This window comes from Cellulosimicrobium sp. NPDC057862 (genome assembly GCF_042797035.1).
Classification (GTDB): domain Bacteria; phylum Actinomycetota; class Actinomycetes; order Actinomycetales; family Cellulomonadaceae; genus Cellulosimicrobium.
Window position 1 is genome coordinate 46,722 of the sequence record NZ_JBHVMH010000010.1, and the last position, 19,483, is coordinate 66,204.

Here is a 19,483-nt window from a genome sequence, read left to right on the forward strand (position 1 = left end):
CCGTGCCGACGACGGTCGACGCCGCGGTCGTGTGGGTGGCCGTCGGCCAGGTCGCGCTGCTCGTCGCGGCGCTCGCGGCGGTGCACGCGCCGCTCGGCGCGTACATGGCGCGCGTGTACACCTCGTCGCGCCACCTCCGGGTGGAGCGCGCGGGCTACCGGCTGGCGCGCGTGGACCCCGACGCGGAGCAGCGGTGGAGCACCTACCTCTTCTCCCTGCTGGGCTTCTCGCTCGCCTCGGTCCTGCTCCTCTACGCCCTGGGCCGCCTCCAGGACCACCTGCCGATGAACCTCGGGTTCACGGGGCTGGACCCGGCGGGCGCCTGGAACATGGCGGTCTCGTTCGTGACGAACACGAACTGGCAGTGGTACTCCGGCGAGGCGGCTGCGGGCCACCTCCTCCAGATGACGGGTCTGGCCGTGCAGAACTTCGTCTCGGCCGCGGTCGGGATGTCGGTCGCGATCGCGCTCGTGCGCGGGTTCGCCCGCTCCGGGACCGACGCGCGGATCGGCAACTTCTGGACCGACCTCACCCGGTCCGTGGTCCGGATCCTCCTGCCGATCGCGTTCGTCGCGGCGGTCGTGCTGGTGGCGAACGGGGTCATCCAGAACCTCAGCCCGCACACCGCGGTCGAGACCCTCGCCGGGGGCACGCAGCACGTCCTCGGGGGTCCCGTCGCCTCCCAGGAGGCCATCAAGGAGCTCGGGACCAACGGCGGCGGGTTCTTCAACGCGAACTCGGCGCACCCGCTGGAGAACCCGAACCCGTTCACCAACGTGTTCGAGATCTTCCTCATCCTGCTGATCCCGTTCACCCTCCCGCGCACGTTCGGCCTCCTGGTCGGCGACCGCCGCCAGGGCTGGGCGGTCCTCGGCGCGATGGCCGGGCTGTTCGCCGTCGCGCTCGCGCTGACCACCTGGGCGGAGCTCGCCGGGCCGGGTGCCGCGCCCCAAGCCGCTGGGGCGGCGCTGGAGGGCAAGGAGACCCGGTTCGGGCTCGCCGCGAGCGCGCTGTTCGCGACCGCGACGACCGGCACGTCGACCGGTGCGGTCAACGCGATGCACGACTCGCTCACCGCGCCGGGGGGCGGCGTGGTGCTGTTCAACATGCTCCTGGGCGAGATCGCCCCCGGCGGCGTCGGTGCGGGGCTGTACGGGATGCTTGTGCTCGCCGTCGTCGCGGTGTTCGTCGCGGGCCTCATGGTGGGCCGCACGCCCGAGTACCTGGGCAAGAAGATCGGGCGCCAGGAGATCACGCTCGTCGCGCTGTACGTCCTGACGACCCCGGCGGTCGTGCTCGTCGGCACGGCGCTGTCCGTGGTCCTGCCCGACGGTCTCGCCGGCCAGCAGGAGGGCGGCCCGCACGGGCTGACCGAGGTGCTGTACGCGTTCGCGTCGGCCGGGAACAACAACGGCTCCGCGTTCGCGGGGCTGTCGGCCGGGACGCCGTACTACAACACGCTGCTCGGTCTCGCGATGCTCGTCGGCCGCTTCGTCCCCATCGCGCTGGTCCTCGCCCTGGCGGGACGCCTCGCCTCGCAGAGGTCTGTCCCGCCGTCGGCCGGCACGCTGCCGACCCACCAGCCGCTGTTCGTCGGCCTGCTCGGCACGGTCGCGCTCGTCGTCGTCGGCCTCACCTTCGTCCCCGTCCTGTCCCTCGGTCCTGTCGTGGAGTCCCTGTCATGAGCACGCCGCTCGCATCCGTCCCTCAGCTGCCCGGTACCCCGGCGTCCCCCGCGGGTGCGCCCGACGGCGGCCCGCACCACGACGACGGCCCCGGCGGCGGGCGTCGTGCCCCGCGGGCGCTGACCCCTGCGCAGGTGGGTGCGGCGCTGCCGGCCGCGGTGCGCAAGCTCGACCCGCGCGTGCTGTACCGGTCGCCGGTGCTGTTCGTCGTGGAGATCGGCGCGGCGGCGACGACGGTGCTCGCCGCCCTGGAGCCGGACCTGTTCTCGATCCTCGTCGCGGCGTGGCTGTGGGCGACGGTCCTGTTCGCGACGCTCGCCGAGTCGGTCGCGGAGTCGCGCGGCAAGGCGCAGGCGTCGAGCCTGCGCGCGACGCAGCGCAGCACGACGGCGCGCCGCGTGGACGCGCCGACCGACGCGCTCACGGCGGGGTCGAGCCTGCACCTGCTGCCGACGGTCGACGTGCCGTCGTCCAGCCTGCGGGTGGGCGACGTCGTCGTGGTCGTCGCGGGGGAGACGATCCCGGGCGACGGCGACGTGATCGAGGGCGTCGCGTCGGTCGACGAGTCGGCGATCACGGGCGAGTCCGCGCCGGTGATCCGCGAGTCGGGCGGCGACCGCTCGGCGGTCACGGGCGGGACGGTCGTCCTGTCCGACCGCATCGTCGTGCGGATCACGGCGCCGGCCGGCCAGACGTTCGTCGACCGGATGATCGCGCTCGTCGAGGGCAGCGAGCGCCAGCGCACCCCGAACGAGATCGCGCTCAACGTGCTGCTCACGTCGCTGACGATCGTGTTCGTCCTCGCGGTCGCGACGCTCCAGCCGTTCGCCGTGTACTCGGGGGCGCGGCAGTCCCTCGTGGTGCTCGTCGCGCTCCTCGTGTGCCTCATCCCGACGACGATCGGGGCACTGCTGTCCGCGATCGGCATCGCGGGCATGGACCGCCTGGTCCGGCGCAACGTGCTCGCGATGTCGGGCCGGGCGGTCGAGGCCGCGGGCGACGTGGACGTGCTGCTCCTCGACAAGACGGGGACGATCACGCACGGCAACCGCTTCGCGACCGAGGTGCTGCCGGTGGGTCACGTGAGCGCGGGCGAGCTCGCCGACGCGGCGCGCCTGGCCTCGCTGTCCGACGAGACGCCGGAGGGGCGCAGCATCGTCGACCTCGTGACGTCGCTGGACGGGCGCCCGGCGGCGGACCTGGCGCACGAGACCGCGGGCGCGGAGTTCATCCCGTTCACCGCCCAGACCCGGATGTCGGGCGTGGACCTGCCGTCGCCCGACGGCGGTGTGCGGCGCGTGCGCAAGGGCGCGGGCTCCGCGGTCCAGCGCTGGGTGCACTCCACGGGCGGGAGCGTGACGGGCCCGGAGACGGACGAGCTCGCGGCCCACGTGGAGACGGTCAGCGGGCAGGGCGGCACGCCCCTGGTCGTCGCCGAGCAGGTGGGCGACGGCTCGGCGCGCGTGCTCGGCGTCGTGCGGCTCAAGGACGTCGTCAAGGACGGGCTGCGCGAGCGGTTCGACCAGCTCCGCGCGATGGGCATCCGGAGCGTGATGGTCACGGGCGACAACGCGATCACGGCGCGGGCCATCGCGGCCGAGGCCGGCGTGGACGACGTGCTCGCCGAGGCGACGCCCGAGGACAAGCTCGCGCTCATCCGGCGCGAGCAGGAGGGCGGCCGCCTCGTCGCGATGGCCGGCGACGGCACGAACGACGCGCCCGCGCTCGCCCAGTCCGACGTCGGCGTCGCGATGAACACGGGCACGACCGCCGCCAAGGAGGCGGGGAACATGGTCGACCTCGACTCGAACCCCACGAAGCTCCTGGAGATCGTCGAGATCGGCAAGCAGCTCCTCATCACGCGCGGCGCGCTGACCACGTTCTCCGTCGCGAACGACGTCGCCAAGTACTTCGCGATCCTGCCCGCGATGTTCCTGGGCGCGTTCCCCGCGCTCGAGGTGCTCAACGTCATGCACCTGTCCAGCCCCCAGTCCGCGATCCTCTCCGCGGTGATCTTCAACGCGCTGATCATCGTGGTCCTCGTCCCGCTGGCGCTGCGCGGGGTGCGGTACCGCCCGGCGTCCGCGTCGGCGCTGCTCCGGCGCAACCTGCTGGTCTACGGGCTCGGCGGCCTCGTGGCGCCGTTCGTCGGGATCAAGCTCGTCGACCTCCTCGTCTCCCTCCTCCCGGGCTTCTGAGCCCGGTGCCGAAAGGAACTCCCGTGCCCACCTCCTCGCAGGTCCCGTCCGGCGCCCGTCCGTCGACCGCCGGCGGCGCCGTCTCCTTCGTCCGCCAGTCGTGGGCGGGGCTGCGCGTCCTGCTCCTCATGACCGTCCTGCTCGGCGGGCTGTACCCCCTGGCCGTGACGGGGGTCGGCCAGGCCGCCTTCGGGTGGCAGGCGAACGGCTCGCTCGTCCGCGCGGACGGCACCCGGGCCGCGTCGGTCGACGACACGGGGACCGACGGCGCCCCGGTCGTCGGTTCCGTCCTCGTCGGTCAGGCGTTCGGCGAGCCAGCGACGGCGCCCGAGTGGTTCCACGGTCGCCCGTCGGCGGCCGGGGACGGCTACGACACCCTCGCGTCCGCGGGGTCGAACCTGGGGCCGAACAACCCTGACCTCGTCGCCGCGATCGAGGCACGCCGGGCGGCCGTCGCCGCGGAGGACGGCGTCGACCCGGCGACCGTCCCGCCGGACGCCCTGACGGCGTCGGCCTCGGGCCTCGACCCGCACGTCTCGCCCGCGTACGCCGACCAGCAGGTCGAGCGTGTCGCCGCGGCTCGCGGGCTCGACCCCGCGGCGGTGCGCGCACTGGTCGACGACGCCGCGGCCGGGCGCACGGCCGGCGTGCTGGGCGACCCGCGGGTGAACGTGCTCGCGCTCAACCTCGCGCTCGAGAGCCTCGCTCCCGCCGGCTCGGACGCGTCCTGACGTGCGGCGTGATGGACTGCGCACATGAGTGCCGACACGCCTGACGGGCGGCGCCGGGGGAGGCTGACGGTCTACCTCGGCGCCGCGCCGGGCGTCGGCAAGACGTTCGCCATGCTCGACGAGGCGCTGCGCCGCCGGTCCCGCGGGACCGACGTCGTGGTCGGCCTCGTCGAGACCCACGGGCGCCCGGCCACGGCGGCGAAGATCGGAGACCTCGAGGTCGTGCCGCGCCGGGCGGTCGGGCACCGGGGCGTCGAGCTCACGGAGCTCGACGTCGAGGCCGTGGTCGCGCGCGACCCGGACGTCGCGCTCGTCGACGAGCTCGCGCACACGAACGCGCCCGGCTCGAGCCACGCTAAGCGGTGGCAGGACGTGCACGACCTGCTGGCGGCCGGGATCGACGTCGTGACGACGGTGAACGTGCAGCACCTGGAGTCGCTCACGGAGGACGTCGAGGCGATCACGGGCGTGCGCCAGCGCGAGACCGTCCCCGACCACGTGGTGCGCGAGGCCGACCAGATCCAGCTCGTCGACCTCTCGCCCCAGGCGCTGCGGCGGCGGCTCGCGCACGGGAACGTGTACCGGGCCGAGCAGATCGACGCGTCGCTGTCCTCGTACTTCCGCGAGGGCAACCTCACGGCCCTGCGCGAGCTCGCGCTCCTGTGGCTCGCGGACCGCGTGGACGACGCCCTCACGCGATACCGCGCCGACCACGCGATCTCCGGGACGTGGCCCGCGCGCGAGCGCGTCGTCGTCGCGGTGACCGGCGGGCCCGAGAGCGCGACGCTGCTGCGCCGCGGCGCCCGCATCGCCGAGCGGGCCGCGGGGTCGGAGCTGCTCGCCGTGCACGTCCTCGCGACCGACGGCCTGCCCACGGCCTCGCCCGCGGCGATCGCCGCCGACCGCGCGCTCGTGGAGTCCCTCGGCGGCACGTTCCACACCGTCGTCGGGGAGGACGTCGCGTCGGCCGTCGTCGACTTCGCGCACGGCGCCAACGCGACGATGGTGGTCGTCGGCGTCTCGCGGCGCTCGCGGTGGCGCGAGGCGTTCCTCGGCTCGACGAGCGCGGAGATCGCCCGGCTCTCGGGTTCGCTCGACGTGCACCTCGTCACCCACGAGCGGGCCCGCTCGGGGCGGGTCGCGCGGCGCGGCTGGAGCCCGCTGTCCGCCCGGCGGCGCGTCGCGGGGTTCGTGCTGGCGGTCGCCGGCCCCGTGGGTCTCACCGCCCTGCTCGACGCCGCCAGGGACGCGGTCGGGCTGTCGACGCAGGTCATGCTCTTCCTCGCGCTGTCGGTCGGGGTGGCGCTCGTCGGCGGCATGTGGCCAGCGCTGGCCTGCGCCGTCGTGTCCTTCGTGTGCCTCAACTGGTTCTTCACGCCGCCCACGGGCCTGCTCACCGTGGCCGACCCGGAGAACCTGCTCGCCCTGCTCGTGTTCGTGCTCGTCGCGGCCGCCGTCGCGTCGGTCGTCGACCTCTCGGCGCGCCGCACGGTGCAGGCGTACCGGGCGCGGGCCGAGGCGTCGACGCTCGCCGCGCTGTCCCGCTCGGTGCTGTCCGGGGAGGACACGGCCGAGGCCGTCGTCGCGCGCCTCGCCCAGACGTTCCAGCTCCGCCGCGTCGCGCTCGAGGAGCGGGTGCGCACGGACGGGCGCGCGCGGGAGTGGTCGACGATCGCGGTCGCGGACCGCGTCGTCGACACGGTGGCCCCGGCACGTGCCGGACGTCGCCACGCGCCGGGGGGCGGTGACGAGACCCGGACCGTGGTGGGCGTCGACGACGACCTCCGGCTCGTGCTCGACGGCCGCCCCCTGCCCGCGGGCGACCGCCAGGTGCTCGAGGCGTTCGGGGCGCAGGCAGGCATCGTGCTGGAGTACCGCCGGCTGCGCGAGGAGGCGGCCCGCGCCGCGGTCCTGGCCGAGGCGGACGCGACCCGCACGGCCCTGCTCGCCGCGGTGTCGCACGACCTGCGCACGCCGCTCGCGGCGATCCGGGCCGCCGTCGACGGGCTGCGCTCGCCGGAGGCCGTCCTGGAGCCGCAGGACCGGACCGCGCTCGTCGAGACCGCGGCCTCCGAGACCGAGCGGCTGGAGCAGCTCATCGACAACCTGCTCGACCTCTCGCGCCTGCAGACGGGGTCCGTCGCCCCCGTCCTGCGGGACGTGTCGCTCGAGGAGATCGTGCCGGTCGCCGTCGAGCCGCACGGCGCGCGCGTCGTGCTCGACGTGCCCGAGGACCTGCCCCTCGTGCGCACGGACCCCGGGCTCCTCGAGCGCGTCGTCGCCAACGTCGTCGCCAACGCCGTGCGGTTCGCACCCCCGGACGAGCCCGTCCGCGTCCGGGCGTCCGCGTCGGGCGGCATCGTCGAGGTGCGGGTCGTCGACCTCGGGCCGGGCGTGCCCGACGACGCCAAGGACCGGATGTTCGAGTCGTTCCAGCGGCTCGGGGACGCCGCGGGCCACGGCGTCGGGCTCGGGCTCGCCGTCGCGCGCGGCTTCTCCCGCGCCGTCGGTGCGACCCTCGTCCCCGAGGACACCCCGGGCGGAGGCCTCACCATGGTCCTGACCGTCCCGGTCGCGCCCCCGCGCGACCCGGCACGCCCCGAGCGGGAGGAGCGCGCGTGAGCGACGACCCGGCGACCCACCACGTGCTCGTCGTCGACGACGACCCCGGCCTGCTGCGCGCGATCGCCATCACGCTGCGCACCCACGGCTGGAGGGTCAGCACCGCCACGTCGGGCGGGGCCGGCATCGACCTCGTCGCGACCGACGCCCCCGACGTCATCCTGCTCGACCTCGGCCTGCCCGACCTCAGCGGCTTCGACGTCATCCGGGCCGTACGGGCCTGGAGCACGGTGCCGATCGTCGTGCTCTCCGCGCGCCACCTCGGTGACGACAAGGTCGACGCGCTCGACGCCGGCGCCGACGACTACGTCACCAAGCCGTTCGCCATGCCCGAGCTCATGGCGCGGCTGCGGGCCGCCGTGCGGCGCTCCGCCGGTGCCGCCAAGGACGGGTCCGCCGTCGTCGAGGCGGGCGACCTGCACATCGACCTCGCGCGACGCCGGCTCCTGCGCCGCGGCGCCGAGGTGCGGCTGAGCCCCACGGAGTGGGCGCTCCTCGAGATCCTCGTCGCGCAGCGGGGGCGCGTCGTCGAGCGCGAGCACCTGCTGCGCGAGGTGTGGGGGCCGACCGCGACGCGCGACACCCACTACCTGCGGGTCTACCTCGCGCAGCTCCGCCGCAAGCTCGAGGACGACCCCGCGGCGCCGCGCCACCTCATCACGAGCCCCGGCATCGGCTACCGGTTCGAGGAGTGACCCGCCGCGTCGTCCACGAGGCGCGCGAGCTCGCGCACGACGGCGCCCGGCAGCGCGGGCGGGAACAGCAGCGCGCGCTGGAGCTCGCCCGCGCGCCAGCCGTCGCACGCGAGCGCGGCGAGCACGAGCGACGACGGCGCGCCCTCGTCACGCCACGCGCGCAGCACGAGCGCGTGCACCGCGTGCTGCCCCTCCGGGACGTCGTCGCGCGCGACCCCGCCCAGGGCGTACAGGCGCAGGAGCGCGGCAGCCTTGCGCGAGTCGTCGAGCGCCGCGACCGACGCCGCGACCGCCGCGCGCGACGGGTCGAGGCGCAGCGGTGAGAGGTCGTCGAACCCGGACTGGAGGACCTCGAGCGCGACGTCGTCGACGAGCGTCTCCGCGTCGCCGAACATCGCGAGCAGCGTCGACTCGCTGCGGTCGCAGCGGCGCGCGACCGCGGCGAGGGTGACGTTCTCGACCCCCTCCTCGAGCGCGACCCGCAGGACGGCGTCCACGAGCGGTCGCTCGTCGTCGCGGAACGGGTCCTCGTCGAGGTCCACGTCGTGGAAGACGACGGCGCTCGCCGGCGGACGCACGTCCGCGTACCGGGAGAGGTCGCCGATCAGGCCCTCCCACTCGGCCTCCGTGAGCGCGTACGCGTCCTGGTAGAGACCGAGCCACGTCCCCTCGAGGACGAGCGCGGCGACCCACGTGCGGGGGTCGAGGACACCGGAGGCGCCGTCGGGCGCCCCGGGTGGCTCCTGGGTGGGGATCGCGGCGACCCACTCGTGCAGGGTGGCCCTGGCCGAGCGCGTCGCGTCGCTCTGGTCAGGCGTGGACATGACCGTCACCTCCGTGGTCGGGCACAGTGGACCGAGCCTAACCGGAGGCCCCCACGGCGACGCGAGGTAGAGCCGTGGTCCGCCGAGGTAGAGCCCTGGTCCGCCGAGGTAGAGGCGTGGTCAGGGGTACGGGTCGACCAGGGCTCTACCTCGCGCTACCAGGGCTCTACCTCGGCGTCACGGGCGGGGGACGTCGCGGCGGCGGAAGCCGACCAGGCCCAGCGCGACAAGCGCGACGGCGAGGAGCGTGAGCCAGACGAACGGCCACGGCTCGACGTCCGCCCCCGGGAGCTGGGGGACGTGCCAGAACGGCGAGAGGCCGCTGGCCCAGGACGGCAGGTCGAGCAGGGCGCCGAACATCGTCACGACGAACGAGTAGGCGAGGAGCGCCCAGGCGAGCGACGCGAGGCCCGGCCGCCAGCCGAACGCGGCGACGGCGACGCCTGTGACGACGGCGATCGCCGGGAGGTAGGCGAACGACGCGGCGAGGTAGTCCCCGAGCCCGAAGGCGTCCTCCCCGACGCTCAGCGCGCCGAACCACAGGCCCAGCGCGCTCACGACGAGCAGCACCGACGTCCCGACCAGCGTCACGACGAGCTGGGCCCCGAGCCAGCGGACGCGCCCCACCCCGGTCGCGAGCACGGGCTCGAGCCGCCCCGCCGTCTCCTCGCCGCGGGCCCGCTGGGCCGACGCGACCGCGAAGCCGCCCGCCCCGAGCCCGAGGAACAGGGCCATGACCGCGACGAACCCGCCCACGAGGTCGGAGGCGTCGCCGAGCATCTGCGCGATCTCGGGGTTGTCGGCGACCATGTCGCCCACGGAGTCGACGAACGTCCCGCACGCGAGCGCGGTGAGGCCGACCCCGACGCCCCACGCGAGCACGGACGCGCGCTGCTGGCGCCACGCGAGGGCGAGCGGGCTCGCGAGCCACCCGGCGGCGTCGGGCCGGCCGGCGCGCGGCGGCACGAGCCCGGCGCCGAGGTCGCGCCTCGCGGCGAGCGCCGCGCCGAGGGCGAGGAGCAGCACGACGAGCGCGATCGACAGTCCGAGCGGCCACCAGCGCAGGTCGACGAACGCGCGGATCTGCTGCGCCCACCCGATGGGGGAGAGCCACGACACCCAGCTCCCGTGCTCCTCCTGGACGTCGCCGACGGCGCGCAGCAGGAACGCGACGCCGAGCACGGCGAGGGCGAGGCCGCTCGCGGCGCGCGCGTGCTCGGTGACCTGGCTCGTCACGACCGCGACGGCGGCGAACACGAGCCCCGTGACGCCCACCGCCGCGCCGAGCGCGAACGAGTCGACGGCGTCGAGCCCGGTCGCGACGAGGACCGCCCCGGTCGCGAGCGCGATCGCCGCGTTGGCGACGAGCGCCGCGACGAAGGCTGCCGTGGCAGGGGCGTGGCGCCCGACGACCCCGGCGCGGACGAGCTCGGCCCGGCCCGTCTCCTCCTCGGCGCGCGTGTGCCGCACGACGAGGGAGATGCTCATGATCGCGACGGCGACCATGACGGTGAGCGCCATCTCGTTCGCGATCATGGCGCCGAGCGTGTAGTCCTCGATCCCGTACTGGGGCCCGGACAGCATGATGCCCGCGGGGCTGGAGACGAGCGCCGCGCGCGCCTGGCGGTCGGCCGCGGTGGGGTAGAGCGTGTCGAGCGCGACGGCCGCGTACCCGAAGAGGAGCGCGATCGACGCCGTCCACACGGGGATGCGGACGCGGTCGCGGCGCAGGACGAAGCGCAGCAGCGTGGTCCAGCCCGTGGCCGCGCGCCCGCGTCGGTGCGGCTCGGGCGCGACGGCGGTGGCGCGCCGCCCGCGTGGTGGCGCCGCCGCCCGGGCCGTCCCGGGGGCGCTCACAGCGCGCCCGCCCCGTCGAGCACGGCGAGCTCGTCGCCGTAGTGGCGCAGGAACAGCTCCTCGAGCGAGGGCGGGTTGACCGCGACGGAGCGCAGACCGAGGTCGGTGAGCGCGCGTAGCACGGCCTCGACGTGGTCGTTGTCGACGTCGAACCGGACGCGTGTCCCGTCGCCGCCGGGCTCGACGACGAGGTCGTGCACGCCGTCGAGGGCGTCGAGCGCCGAGGGGTCGCGCTCGGTCACGGCGGTGACGGACGAGCGCGTGAGGTGCCGCAGCTCGGCGAGCGTCCCCGACTGGACCGTGCGGCCCGCGCGGATGATCGTCACGGTGTCGCACAGCTTCTCGACCTCGGCCAGGATGTGGCTCGACAGCAGGACCGACCGGCCCTCGGCCGTCACCTCGCGCACGCACTGCGTGAACACCGACTCCATGAGGGGGTCGAGGCCGGACGTCGGCTCGTCGAGGACGAGCAGCTCGACGTCGGACGCGAACGCCGCGACGAGCGCCACCTTCTGCCGGTTCCCCTTGGAGTAGGTGCGCGCCTTCTTGGACGGGTCGAGCTCGAAGCGGTCGAGCAGCAGCTTCTTGCGCTGCGGGTCGACGCTCCCGCGCAGGCGGGTGAGCAGGTCGATCGCCTCGCCGCCGGTGAGGTTGGGCCACAGGCTGACGTCGCCGGGCACGTACGCGAGGCGCCGGTGGAGGTCGACGGCGTCGTGCCAGGGGTCGCCGCCGAGCAGCCGGGCGCTGCCCGAGTCGGGCCGCAGCAGCCCGAGCAGCACACGGATGGTGGTCGACTTGCCCGCGCCGTTCGGTCCGAGGAACCCGGCGACCTCGCCCGCGCGGACGGTGAGGTCGAGGCCGTCGAGCGCCTGCACGTGACCGAAGGCCTTGCGCAGGTCGTGCACCTCGACGGCGGGGGTCGTGCTCGTCATCGCGTCTCCTCCTGGTGGGTGGTGTGCTGCACGTAGGCGTCGAGCAGCGTCGGCTCGACGAAGAGTCCTTCGGTGAAGACCTCGAGCGCGGGGAGCATCACGCGTTCGACGTACTCGCGCAGGTCGGCCTCGGGGTCGCGCGGCTCGCTCCGCTCGCGCAGCGCGCCGTCGATCAGGAGCGAGCCGAGGGAGAGGGAGACGAGGTAGCGCGCGCGGGCGGCCTCGTCGCGGCTCGGGCGGATGACGCCGGCGGCGACGCCGGTCTCCATGTACTCGAGCGTGACCTGCGTCAGGTGCTCGACGAACGACCGCGCGAGGTCACCGCCCGCCTGGAGGCTGCGCAGCGTGTACTCGAACACGGGCGCGTACTCCTCGATCCCGGCGAGCTGGGTGAACAGCGCCATCGGGCCGGCCGCGGGGTCCTGGGGCGAGATGGCGTCGGTCTTGGCGGCACGCACGGCGTCGAAGACGTAGGCGTCGCACGCGCGGCGCAGCCCGTCCTTGGACCCGAAGTGGTGCACGACGAGCGCGGCGCTCACGCCGGCGTCGGCGGCGATGGTGCGCAGCGGGGCGCCGAACCCGTCGCGCGCGAAGCGCGAGATGGCGGCGTCCCGGATGCGCGCGCGGGTCGTGAGGTCGTCGGTGGCCGACGACGCGGGGCGGGCGCGATCGGTCTGCGAGGGCTGGTCTGAACGCACGTTCAATAGGCTAAACACTTGTTCAACGCCTGTCCACCCGTGAGGGAGCGCTCTGCCGCGGCCCACCCCTTGACGCCGGTGGCTGGGGGCCGGTTGAGTGGAGGTCACGACGTATGGGAGCGCTTCCATTCGTCGCCCCGCACCCCGTGTCGATCGAAGGAGATCCGCATGAGACGCCGTGCCGTCCTGTCCGCCGTCGCCGGGCTCGCGCTCGCGACCCCGCTGCTCGTCGCCGGCGGGAGCGCCAGCGCTGCCCCGACCCCCGCCGCACCCCGGGCGACGGCCGCCCCCGCGGCGGACGACGTCGTCGGGCCGGGGACCCGCCTCTACGTGGACCCCTTCTCCACGACCCTCCAGGCCGCCGCCTCGCTCACCGGACAGGCCCGCGCGGACGCCCAGCTCCTCGGCTCGTTCCCGTCGGCCTCGTGGTTCACCGGCGGCACGCCCGACGAGGTGCGCGACGACGTCGCGTCCGTCGTGCAGGCGGCCGCGACGGACGGCGCGGTGCCCACCGTCGTCGTCTACAACCTGCCGTTCCGCGACTGCGCGCAGTACTCCGCGGGCGGCGCCGCCGATACGGCCGCCTACACGGCGTGGGTGGACGCCGTCGCCGAGGGGATCGGCGACGACCCGGCGATCGTGATCCTCGAGCCGGACGGCCTCGGGATCATCCCCTGGTACACGGACATCAACGGCAACCCCGAGTGGTGCCGGCCCGCCGAGCTCGACCCGGAGACCGCCGCGGCGGACCGGTTCGTCCAGCTCAACCACGCGGTCGACGCGCTCACCGCGCTCCCGGCCACCTCCGTGTACCTCGACGGGACGCACAGCGGGTGGCTCGGGGTCGGCGACATCACCGACCGTCTGATCAAGGCCGGCGTCGAGCGCGCCGACGGCGTGTTCGTCAACGCGTCGAACTACGTCGAGACCGAGCGCCTCGTGAAGTACGGGACGTGGGTCAGCGACTGCCTCAACCTCTCGGTGAACAGCTGGTGGGAGCCTGCGTGGTGCGCGAGCCAGTACTACCCGGCCGACCCCGACGACGTCGAGACGTGGGGGCTCACCGACGCCGCGTACGCCCAGGCGTACGTGGACACGGGCGTCGTGCGCGACCCGGCGGCGCAGAAGCACGTCGTCATCGACACGAGCCGCAACGGCCAGGGCCCGTGGACCGCGCCGCCCGGCGCGTTCCCCGACCCCGAGGTGTGGTGCAACCCGCCCGACCGCGGCCTCGGCGAGCGGCCGACGACGGACACCGGCGACCCGTTCGTCGACGCGTACCTGTGGATCAAGGTCCCGGGGGAGTCCGACGGCAAGTGCTACCGCGGCACCGGTGGCCCGCTCGACCCCGCCCGAGGCATCGAGGACCCCGCCGCCGGGCAGTGGTTCGTCGAGCAGGCCGCGGAGCTCCTCGCGCTCGCCGTGCCGCCCGTCGAGCGCCCGACCTGCGAGGTGACGTACACCGTCCACGGGACGTGGCAGGGCAAGAAGGGCAGCGGCTTCATCGCTCAGGTCGAGCTCCGCAACACCGGCGCGGCGCCGCTCGACGGGTGGGAGCTGCGCTGGACCCCCGACGGCGACCAGCGGCTCACCGACGTGTGGGGCGCGCGGGCCGGGCGTGACGGTGACGCGGTCACTGCGCACAGCCTGTCGTGGAACGCGACCGTGCGACCGGGCAGGACCGCGACGTTCGGCTTCGTCGCCGACGGCGTGCCGGGCGCGGACCCGGAGCTCGTGACGCTCGGAGGGCGCCCGTGCCGCGTCGTCTGACTCCTCGCCGCCGGCGCCCGCGCGACCCGCGTCGCGGAGTTCACGGGCACTGGGGACGAGAGACCCCTGCCGTTCCGGGCCAGACACCCGTAGGCTGGGGGTAGCCGTCGGCGGCACCGCCGGCGCCACGTCCCGGCGCGTCGGACCGTCGGGACGTCGAGAGGCCCGTCGCACTCGTGCGACGGGCCTTTTCGGTCCGGGCGCCCGGCGGCGGTGCGTCGGACGACGACGAAGGGCCCGCCGCGCGTGCGGCGGGCCCTTCGGTCTGCGGAGGATGGGGGATTCGAACCCCCGAGGGCTGTTAACCCAACACGCTTTCCAAGCGTGCGCCATAGGCCACTAGGCGAATCCTCCTGGTGCGACGCCGACCACGCTCGGAGCGCGTCGACGGCAGCGCAACGAGGATACCGGAACGCGGCCCCCGGGCCGAATCGCCTCCCGCGGGCGCGGGTTTCAGGTGGGGCGCCGACCTGGGCTAGGGTGGGCGCAGACCCCTCGTGCGGCATCATCTCGCCGAACTCCCCCAGGGCCGGAAGGCAGCAAGGGTAGGTGAGCTCTGGTGGGTGTGCGGGGGGTCCTTTGCGTCCCCGGGGGGCGAGCGCCCCGACGGGTCGAGGTGCAGTGCCGGTCCGGGCGTGGTTCCCTGCCCGTGTGACCGGGGAGCCGCAACGCCCGCTGTCGACGATGCACCTGGTGCGCCTGGTCGTCCCGGCGCTCCTGGTCGGCGTGCTGTGCGCCCTGACCCTCGTCGCGCTCTCGGCGCTCGCGACCTGGATCCAGGACCTCGTGTGGGACCGCCTGCCGACCGCGTGGGGGCTGGCCACGACCGAGACGTGGTGGACCGTCCTCGTGCTCACCGTCACGGGTCTGCTGGTCGGCGCGACGATCCGTTGGGCACCCGGCCACGCAGGGGTCGACCCCGCGACCACGGACCTCGTGACCGCACCTCTTCCGCTGCGCGCGCTGCCCGGTCTCGCGGTCGCGCTCGTCCTCGGCCTCGCGGGCGGCGTCAGCCTCGGGCCGGAGAACCCGATCATCGCGATCAACGTCGCCCTGACGGCCTGGATCCTGTGCCGCCCGCGGCTCGGCGTGCCCGTGCAGGGCGCCGTCGGGCTGGCCATGTCCGCCACGATCGGGGCGATGTTCGCGACGCCGCTCGCCGCGGCGCTCATCCTCACCGAGACGTTCGCCGAGGGCGGCGACCGCACGGGCCCGTTGTTCGACCGGCTCTTCGGGCCCCTTGTCGCCGCGGGTGCGGGGGCCGTGACGATGGTCGCGCTCGAGGCCCCGACCTTCGCCGTCGACCTGCCCGAGTACCCGGGCGTCCACGTCGGCGACGTGCTGAGCGCGGCGGTCGTGGCGGTCGCCGCGGCCGTCCTCACGCTGCTCGCCGTCCTCGCGTTCCCGTTCGTCCACCGGTTCTTCCACGGGCTGCGGCACCCGGTGCTCGCGCTCGGCCTGGGCGGGCTCGTCCTCGGGCTGCTGGGGGTGCTCGGTGGTCCGCTCACGCTCTTCAAGGGCCTGGAGGAGATGAAGGAGCTGTCCGCCGACGCGGACGACATGACCTGGTCGGCGATCCTCGTCCTGGCCCTGGTCAAGCTCGCGGCACTCGTCGTCGCGGCGGGAGCGGGGTTCCGCGGCGGGCGCATCTTCCCGGCGGTGTTCGTCGGTGTCGCGGTGGGGTTCGCGGCCGCGTCGCTCGTGCCGAGCGTCCCCGCCGCGGTCGCCGTGTCGGCAGCGGTCCTCGGGGCGGTGATCGTCGTGAGTCGCAGCGGCTGGCTCGCTCTGTTCATGGCGGCCGTGGTGGTCAACGACGCGCGGCTGATCCCCGCGCTGTGCATCGCGATCGTGCCGCTCTGGCTGGTCGTGCGCAGCATGCCGCCGTTGCGGGTCGAGCCGCCCGCCGGCGGCGCACCCGAGTTCGCCGCCGTCGCCCGCCGCGAGCACGGTGTGGCGTAGATCTCCCCGCGGGAGTGCCCGGCGGCCTCGACGTTGGCGCTCGATGACCGTTCTGTCCTGATTCGAGGCGCCGGATTCCCGGCATGCGGCCATTTCCCAGTCCACATCGTGGACGATCCGGCCTGGAGATTGGCGCGCGGGGCGCCGGCGTGCACATGATGTCGGCATGACCCGGAACCACGTCGACACCACGACCCCGCGCGCAGCGTCCTGCGCCGGCACGTCGTGCTGTCGTGGCGTGCGCACCGGGCGAATGTGCGGCTGCTGACGCCGTCGTGACCCGCAGGGAGACCTGCGCCGCACCCGCCGCGTCGTCCTGACGACGCCGCCCCCCGCTCGCCGCGTGGCTGATGGCCCGCCGGAAGCACCCCGAACCCCACCGCCGCGCAGGGCCGTCCCTGCACCCCCGGCCGCGCCGGTCGCCACCCGTGACCGACGACGCCGTCACCGGAAGGAACCCCCATGTCGTTCTCGACCACCCGCAAGCGTCTGACCTGGACCGCGATCGCCGCGACGGCCGCCCTCACCCTCACCGCCTGCGGTGGCGGCGACGACACCGCGGGCGGCGCCGCGAGCGGTGACGCAGCGGACCCGATCCGCGTCGGCGTCGTCGGCGCGTCCGACGACAAGTGGGCCGTGTTCCAGGAGCAGGCCGAGGCCGAGGGCATCGAGATCGAGCTCGTCGACCTCCAGGACTACACGCAGGCGAACCCGGCGCTGTCCCAGGGCGAGCTCGACGTCAACCAGTTCCAGCACCTCCAGTTCCTCGCGGGCTACAACGTCGACGCGGGCGACGACCTGCAGCCGATCGGCGCGACCGCCGTCTACCCTCTCGGCCTGTACTCGTCGAAGCACACGTCGCTCGAGGAGATCCCCGACGGCGGCCAGGTCGCCGTGCCGAACGACCCGACCAACCTCGCCCGTGCGCTCCTCGTGCTCCAGGAGGCCGGCCTGGTCGAGCTCGAGGACGGCGGGAGCTCCATCTCCACCGAGGCCGACGTGCTGCCCAGCTCCAAGGTGACGGTCACGCCCGTCGACGCCGCGCAGACGCCGATCCAGCTCCAGTCGGTCGACGCGTCGATCATCAACAACGACTTCGTCGAGGACGCGGGTCTCAAGCCCGAGGACGCGCTCTTCCAGGACGACCCCGACTCCGACGCCGCCAAGCCCTACATCAACGTGTGGGTCGCGCGGGCGGAGGACAAGGACGACGAGACGCTGCTCAAGCTCGCCGAGATCTCCCACTCGCCGGAGGTCGTCGAGGCCGAGAAGAAGGCGTCGGGCGGCACCGCCGTCATCAAGGAGAACACGCCGGCCGAGCTCCAGGAGATCCTCGCCGGCATCGAGGACGACATCCGCAGCTCCTGATCCGTCGCCGCGAGGGCGGGCGCGCACGTCGCGTCCGCCCTCGCGCGCCGTCGTGCCCGGGGGAGGACGATGGCAGGCGAGCGGCACACCCCGACAGGCGCCCTGGCGACATACCTGGTGATCCCAGATGACCCCGGGCGGCCCCGGCCCGGAGGCACGGCCTCCGACGAGAGGAACCCGACGTGACCGACGTCCCCCGCGACGAGGGCGGTGACGAGCAGCCCGCGATCGAGCTGCGCCACGTGAGCAAGACGTTCGGCGAGGGCGACGCCGCCGTGCACGCCGTCGACGACGTCTCGCTGAGCATCCGCCGTGGCGAGATCTTCGGCGTCATCGGCTACTCGGGCGCCGGCAAGTCGACGCTCGTGCGGCTCGTCAACGCGCTCGAGACCGTGACGAGCGGCGAGGTCGTCGTCGACGGCCAGGTGATCACGGGCCTGCCCGAGCGCCGCGTGCGCGAGGTGCGCTCGCGCATCGGCATGGTCTTCCAGCAGTTCAACCTGCTGTCGTCGCGGACGGTCGCGGGGAACGTCGCCTACCCGCTCAAGGTGGCGGGCTGGCCGCGCGAGAAGCGCGCCGCGCGCGTCGCGGAGCTCCTCGCGTTCGTCGGCCTCGCGGACAAGGCGAAGGCGTACCCGCGCCAGCTCTCGGGCGGGCAGAAGCAGCGCGTGGGCATCGCCCGCGCGCTCGCCGCGCAGCCGACGATCCTCCTGGCCGACGAGGCGACGTCCGCGCTCGACCCCGAGACGACGCGCGAGGTGCTCGCGCTCCTGCGGCGCGTCAACGCCGAGCTGGGCATCACGATCGTCGTCATCACGCACGAGATGGAGGTCGTGCGCTCGACGTGCCACCGCGTCGCGGTGATGGAGCACGGCAAGGTCGTCGAGACGGGCGACGTGTACGACGTCTTCTCCGCGCCGAGCGCCGACGCCGCCCAGCGGTTCGTCGGCACCGCGCTCCACGACCGCCCGTCGCGCGACACCCTCGCCCGGCTGCGCGAGCGGCACCCCGGCCGCCTCGTGACGGTCGGCGTGCGGGAGGGCGCGAGCACCGGGACGGACCTGTTCCGACTGCTGCGGGAGCACGACGTCGACGGGTCCGTCGTCTACGGCGGCATCTCCGAGGTCGGGGAGCGCCCGTTCGGGTCGCTCACCGTCGAGCTCGACTCTCCGGAGGACCGCATCGCGCCGTTCCTCGTCGCGCTCGCCGAGCGCGCCGACGTCGTGGACCTGGGGACGGCGGCCCAGCCGCTCGACGACCCGCGCGTCGCGCGGCTCGACGCCGACCCGGGCGGCGCGGACGCGCCCGCCGACGCCGCCGGCGACCCGGTCGACCCGTACGGGACAGCACGCGAGACCCTCTTCCGCCACGGCAACCTCGGAGGCCAGTGATGAACAGCGACTGGTCGCGGCTGTGGCCGATCCTCGTCGAGTCCTTCGGCCAGACCCTCCAGATGGTGTCGGTCGCGCTCCTCACGGGCGGGCTGGCGGGTCTCGCGCTCGGCATCGCGCTCTACGTGACGCGGCGGGGCAACCTGCTCGACAACCGCTGGGTGTTCGGCGTGCTCAACGTCCTCGTCAACATCGTCCGGCCCATCCCGTTCATCATCTTCGTCACGCTGCTCGGGCCGGTGACGCTCCAGGTGGTCGGGACCACGCTGGGTACCGAGGCGTTCATCTTCCCGCTGTCCGTGATGACGGCGTTCGGCACGAGCCGCATCGTCGAGCAGAACCTCGTGGGGATCGACCCGGGCGTCATCGAGGCGGCGCGCGCGATGGGCGCGTCGTCGTGGCGCATCATCACGACGGTGCTCGTCCCGGAGGCGCTCGCGCCGCTCATCCTCGGGTACACGTTCCTCTTCATCGCCGTGCTGGACATGTCGGCGATCGCGGGGATCATCGGCGGCGGCGGGCTCGGCAACTTCGCGATCGTGTACGGCTACCAGCGCTACAACTGGGGCGTCGTGGTCGTGACGGTTCTCGTCATCATCGGGATCGTGCAGCTCGCCCAGCTCCTGGGCAACTGGCTGGCCCGCAAGGCGCTGCACCGCTGACCCCCGAGGTCGGCCCGTGCGTCCCCAGATCGACCTCCCGAGGGTCGATCTCGGACGTACGGGTCGATCTCGTGGCGCTCGGCGTGGACGA

The 19,483-nt window shown here is 74.3% G+C and carries 14 protein-coding genes, 1 tRNA gene and 1 other RNA gene; 11 read left to right on the plus strand and 5 right to left on the minus strand.

Annotated features, from left to right (window positions below; translation table 11 throughout):
• Nucleotides 1-2 precede the first annotated feature (2 nt).
• Genes kdpA through ACFVN3_RS13600 form a run of 5 tightly spaced genes read left to right on the plus strand, consistent with a single transcriptional unit; the run spans nt 3 to nt 7,931 of the window.
• A complete protein-coding gene (kdpA, locus tag ACFVN3_RS13580) occupies nt 3-1,685 on the plus strand; it encodes a potassium-transporting ATPase subunit KdpA (protein ID WP_378233514.1) in 1,683 nt (560 codons plus the stop codon).
• Nucleotides 1,682-3,883 (plus strand): potassium-transporting ATPase subunit KdpB, encoded by a 2,202-nt coding sequence (gene kdpB, locus ACFVN3_RS13585; protein ID WP_378233390.1) that lies wholly within the window; start codon nt 1,682-1,684, stop codon nt 3,881-3,883. Before kdpA ends, kdpB begins: the two co-directional genes overlap by 4 nt.
• Nucleotides 3,884-3,906: 23 nt before the next feature.
• Nucleotides 3,907-4,614: a potassium-transporting ATPase subunit KdpC gene (gene kdpC, locus ACFVN3_RS13590; RefSeq protein ID WP_378233391.1), complete on the plus strand. Its 708-nt coding sequence runs from the start codon at nt 3,907-3,909 to the stop codon at nt 4,612-4,614.
• Nucleotides 4,615-4,638: 24 nt separating this feature from the next.
• A complete protein-coding gene (locus ACFVN3_RS13595; RefSeq protein ID WP_378233393.1) occupies nt 4,639-7,236 on the plus strand; it encodes a DUF4118 domain-containing protein in 2,598 nt (865 codons plus the stop codon).
• Entirely contained in the window at nt 7,233-7,931 is a 699-nt protein-coding gene (locus tag ACFVN3_RS13600) for a response regulator (protein WP_378233395.1), read from the plus strand. The genes ACFVN3_RS13595 and ACFVN3_RS13600 overlap by 4 nt, the downstream gene beginning before the upstream one ends.
• On the opposite strand, the gene ACFVN3_RS13605 is transcribed toward ACFVN3_RS13600, so the two are convergent.
• The 4 genes from ACFVN3_RS13605 to ACFVN3_RS13620 form a co-directional block, all read right to left on the minus strand.
• Nucleotides 7,913-8,755, minus strand: a complete 843-nt coding sequence (locus tag ACFVN3_RS13605; RefSeq protein ID WP_378233397.1) for a hypothetical protein — start codon at nt 8,753-8,755, stop codon at nt 7,913-7,915. The genes ACFVN3_RS13600 and ACFVN3_RS13605 overlap by 19 nt on opposite strands.
• A 177-nt stretch (nt 8,756-8,932) precedes the next feature.
• Nucleotides 8,933-10,612 (minus strand): ABC transporter permease, encoded by a 1,680-nt coding sequence (locus ACFVN3_RS13610; protein ID WP_378233398.1) that lies wholly within the window; start codon nt 10,610-10,612, stop codon nt 8,933-8,935.
• Nucleotides 10,609-11,544 carry an ATP-binding cassette domain-containing protein gene (locus ACFVN3_RS13615; protein ID WP_378233400.1) on the minus strand — a complete coding sequence of 312 codons (936 nt, stop codon included), beginning with the start codon at nt 11,542-11,544 and terminating at the stop codon, nt 10,609-10,611. The genes ACFVN3_RS13610 and ACFVN3_RS13615 overlap by 4 nt, the downstream gene beginning before the upstream one ends.
• Nucleotides 11,541-12,242 carry a TetR family transcriptional regulator gene (locus ACFVN3_RS13620; protein ID WP_378233402.1) on the minus strand — a complete coding sequence of 234 codons (702 nt, stop codon included), beginning with the start codon at nt 12,240-12,242 and terminating at the stop codon, nt 11,541-11,543. The genes ACFVN3_RS13615 and ACFVN3_RS13620 overlap by 4 nt, the downstream gene beginning before the upstream one ends.
• Nucleotides 12,243-12,410: 168 nt before the next feature.
• On the opposite strand from ACFVN3_RS13620, the gene ACFVN3_RS13625 reads away from it, so the two are divergent.
• The gene (locus tag ACFVN3_RS13625; RefSeq protein ID WP_378233404.1) at nt 12,411-14,012 is read left to right on the plus strand and encodes a glycoside hydrolase family 6 protein; all 1,602 of its coding nucleotides are present in this window, start codon (nt 12,411-12,413) and stop codon (nt 14,010-14,012) included.
• 268 nt (nt 14,013-14,280) lie between these two features.
• Here ACFVN3_RS13625 and ACFVN3_RS13630 read toward each other — a convergent pair.
• A tRNA-Ser gene (locus ACFVN3_RS13630) sits at nt 14,281-14,366 on the minus strand.
• Nucleotides 14,367-14,498: 132 nt separating this feature from the next.
• On the opposite strand from ACFVN3_RS13630, the gene ffs reads away from it, so the two are divergent.
• From ffs to ACFVN3_RS13655, 5 genes are all read left to right on the plus strand, one after another.
• Nucleotides 14,499-14,595: signal recognition particle sRNA small type (ffs, locus tag ACFVN3_RS13635), an RNA gene on the plus strand.
• 68 nt (nt 14,596-14,663) lie between these two features.
• Nucleotides 14,664-15,971: an ion channel protein gene (locus tag ACFVN3_RS13640; RefSeq protein WP_378233406.1), complete on the plus strand. Its 1,308-nt coding sequence runs from the start codon at nt 14,664-14,666 to the stop codon at nt 15,969-15,971.
• 462 nt (nt 15,972-16,433) lie between these two features.
• Nucleotides 16,434-17,339, plus strand: a complete 906-nt coding sequence (locus tag ACFVN3_RS13645; protein ID WP_378233407.1) for a MetQ/NlpA family ABC transporter substrate-binding protein — start codon at nt 16,434-16,436, stop codon at nt 17,337-17,339.
• A 182-nt stretch (nt 17,340-17,521) separates the two neighbouring features.
• Nucleotides 17,522-18,730 carry a methionine ABC transporter ATP-binding protein gene (locus ACFVN3_RS13650; protein ID WP_378233408.1) on the plus strand — a complete coding sequence of 403 codons (1,209 nt, stop codon included), beginning with the start codon at nt 17,522-17,524 and terminating at the stop codon, nt 18,728-18,730.
• A complete protein-coding gene (locus ACFVN3_RS13655; RefSeq protein WP_378233409.1) occupies nt 18,730-19,392 on the plus strand; it encodes a methionine ABC transporter permease in 663 nt (220 codons plus the stop codon). The genes ACFVN3_RS13650 and ACFVN3_RS13655 overlap by 1 nt, the downstream gene beginning before the upstream one ends.
• The last annotated feature ends 91 nt before the right edge of the window (nt 19,393-19,483 follow it).

Coding starts and splice junctions, on each gene's coding strand:
- kdpB (WP_378233390.1), top strand. CDS start 1,682: ATGAGCACGCCGCTCGCATCCGTCCCTCAGCTGCCCGGTACCCCGGCG.
- ACFVN3_RS13595 (WP_378233393.1), top strand. CDS start 4,639: ATGAGTGCCGACACGCCTGACGGGCGGCGCCGGGGGAGGCTGACGGTC.
- ACFVN3_RS13605 (WP_378233397.1), bottom strand. CDS start 8,755: ATGTCCACGCCTGACCAGAGCGACGCGACGCGCTCGGCCAGGGCCACC.
- ACFVN3_RS13615 (WP_378233400.1), bottom strand. CDS start 11,544: ATGACGAGCACGACCCCCGCCGTCGAGGTGCACGACCTGCGCAAGGCC.
- ACFVN3_RS13625 (WP_378233404.1), top strand. CDS start 12,411: ATGAGACGCCGTGCCGTCCTGTCCGCCGTCGCCGGGCTCGCGCTCGCG.
- ACFVN3_RS13645 (WP_378233407.1), top strand. CDS start 16,434: ATGTCGTTCTCGACCACCCGCAAGCGTCTGACCTGGACCGCGATCGCC.
- ACFVN3_RS13655 (WP_378233409.1), top strand. CDS start 18,730: ATGAACAGCGACTGGTCGCGGCTGTGGCCGATCCTCGTCGAGTCCTTC.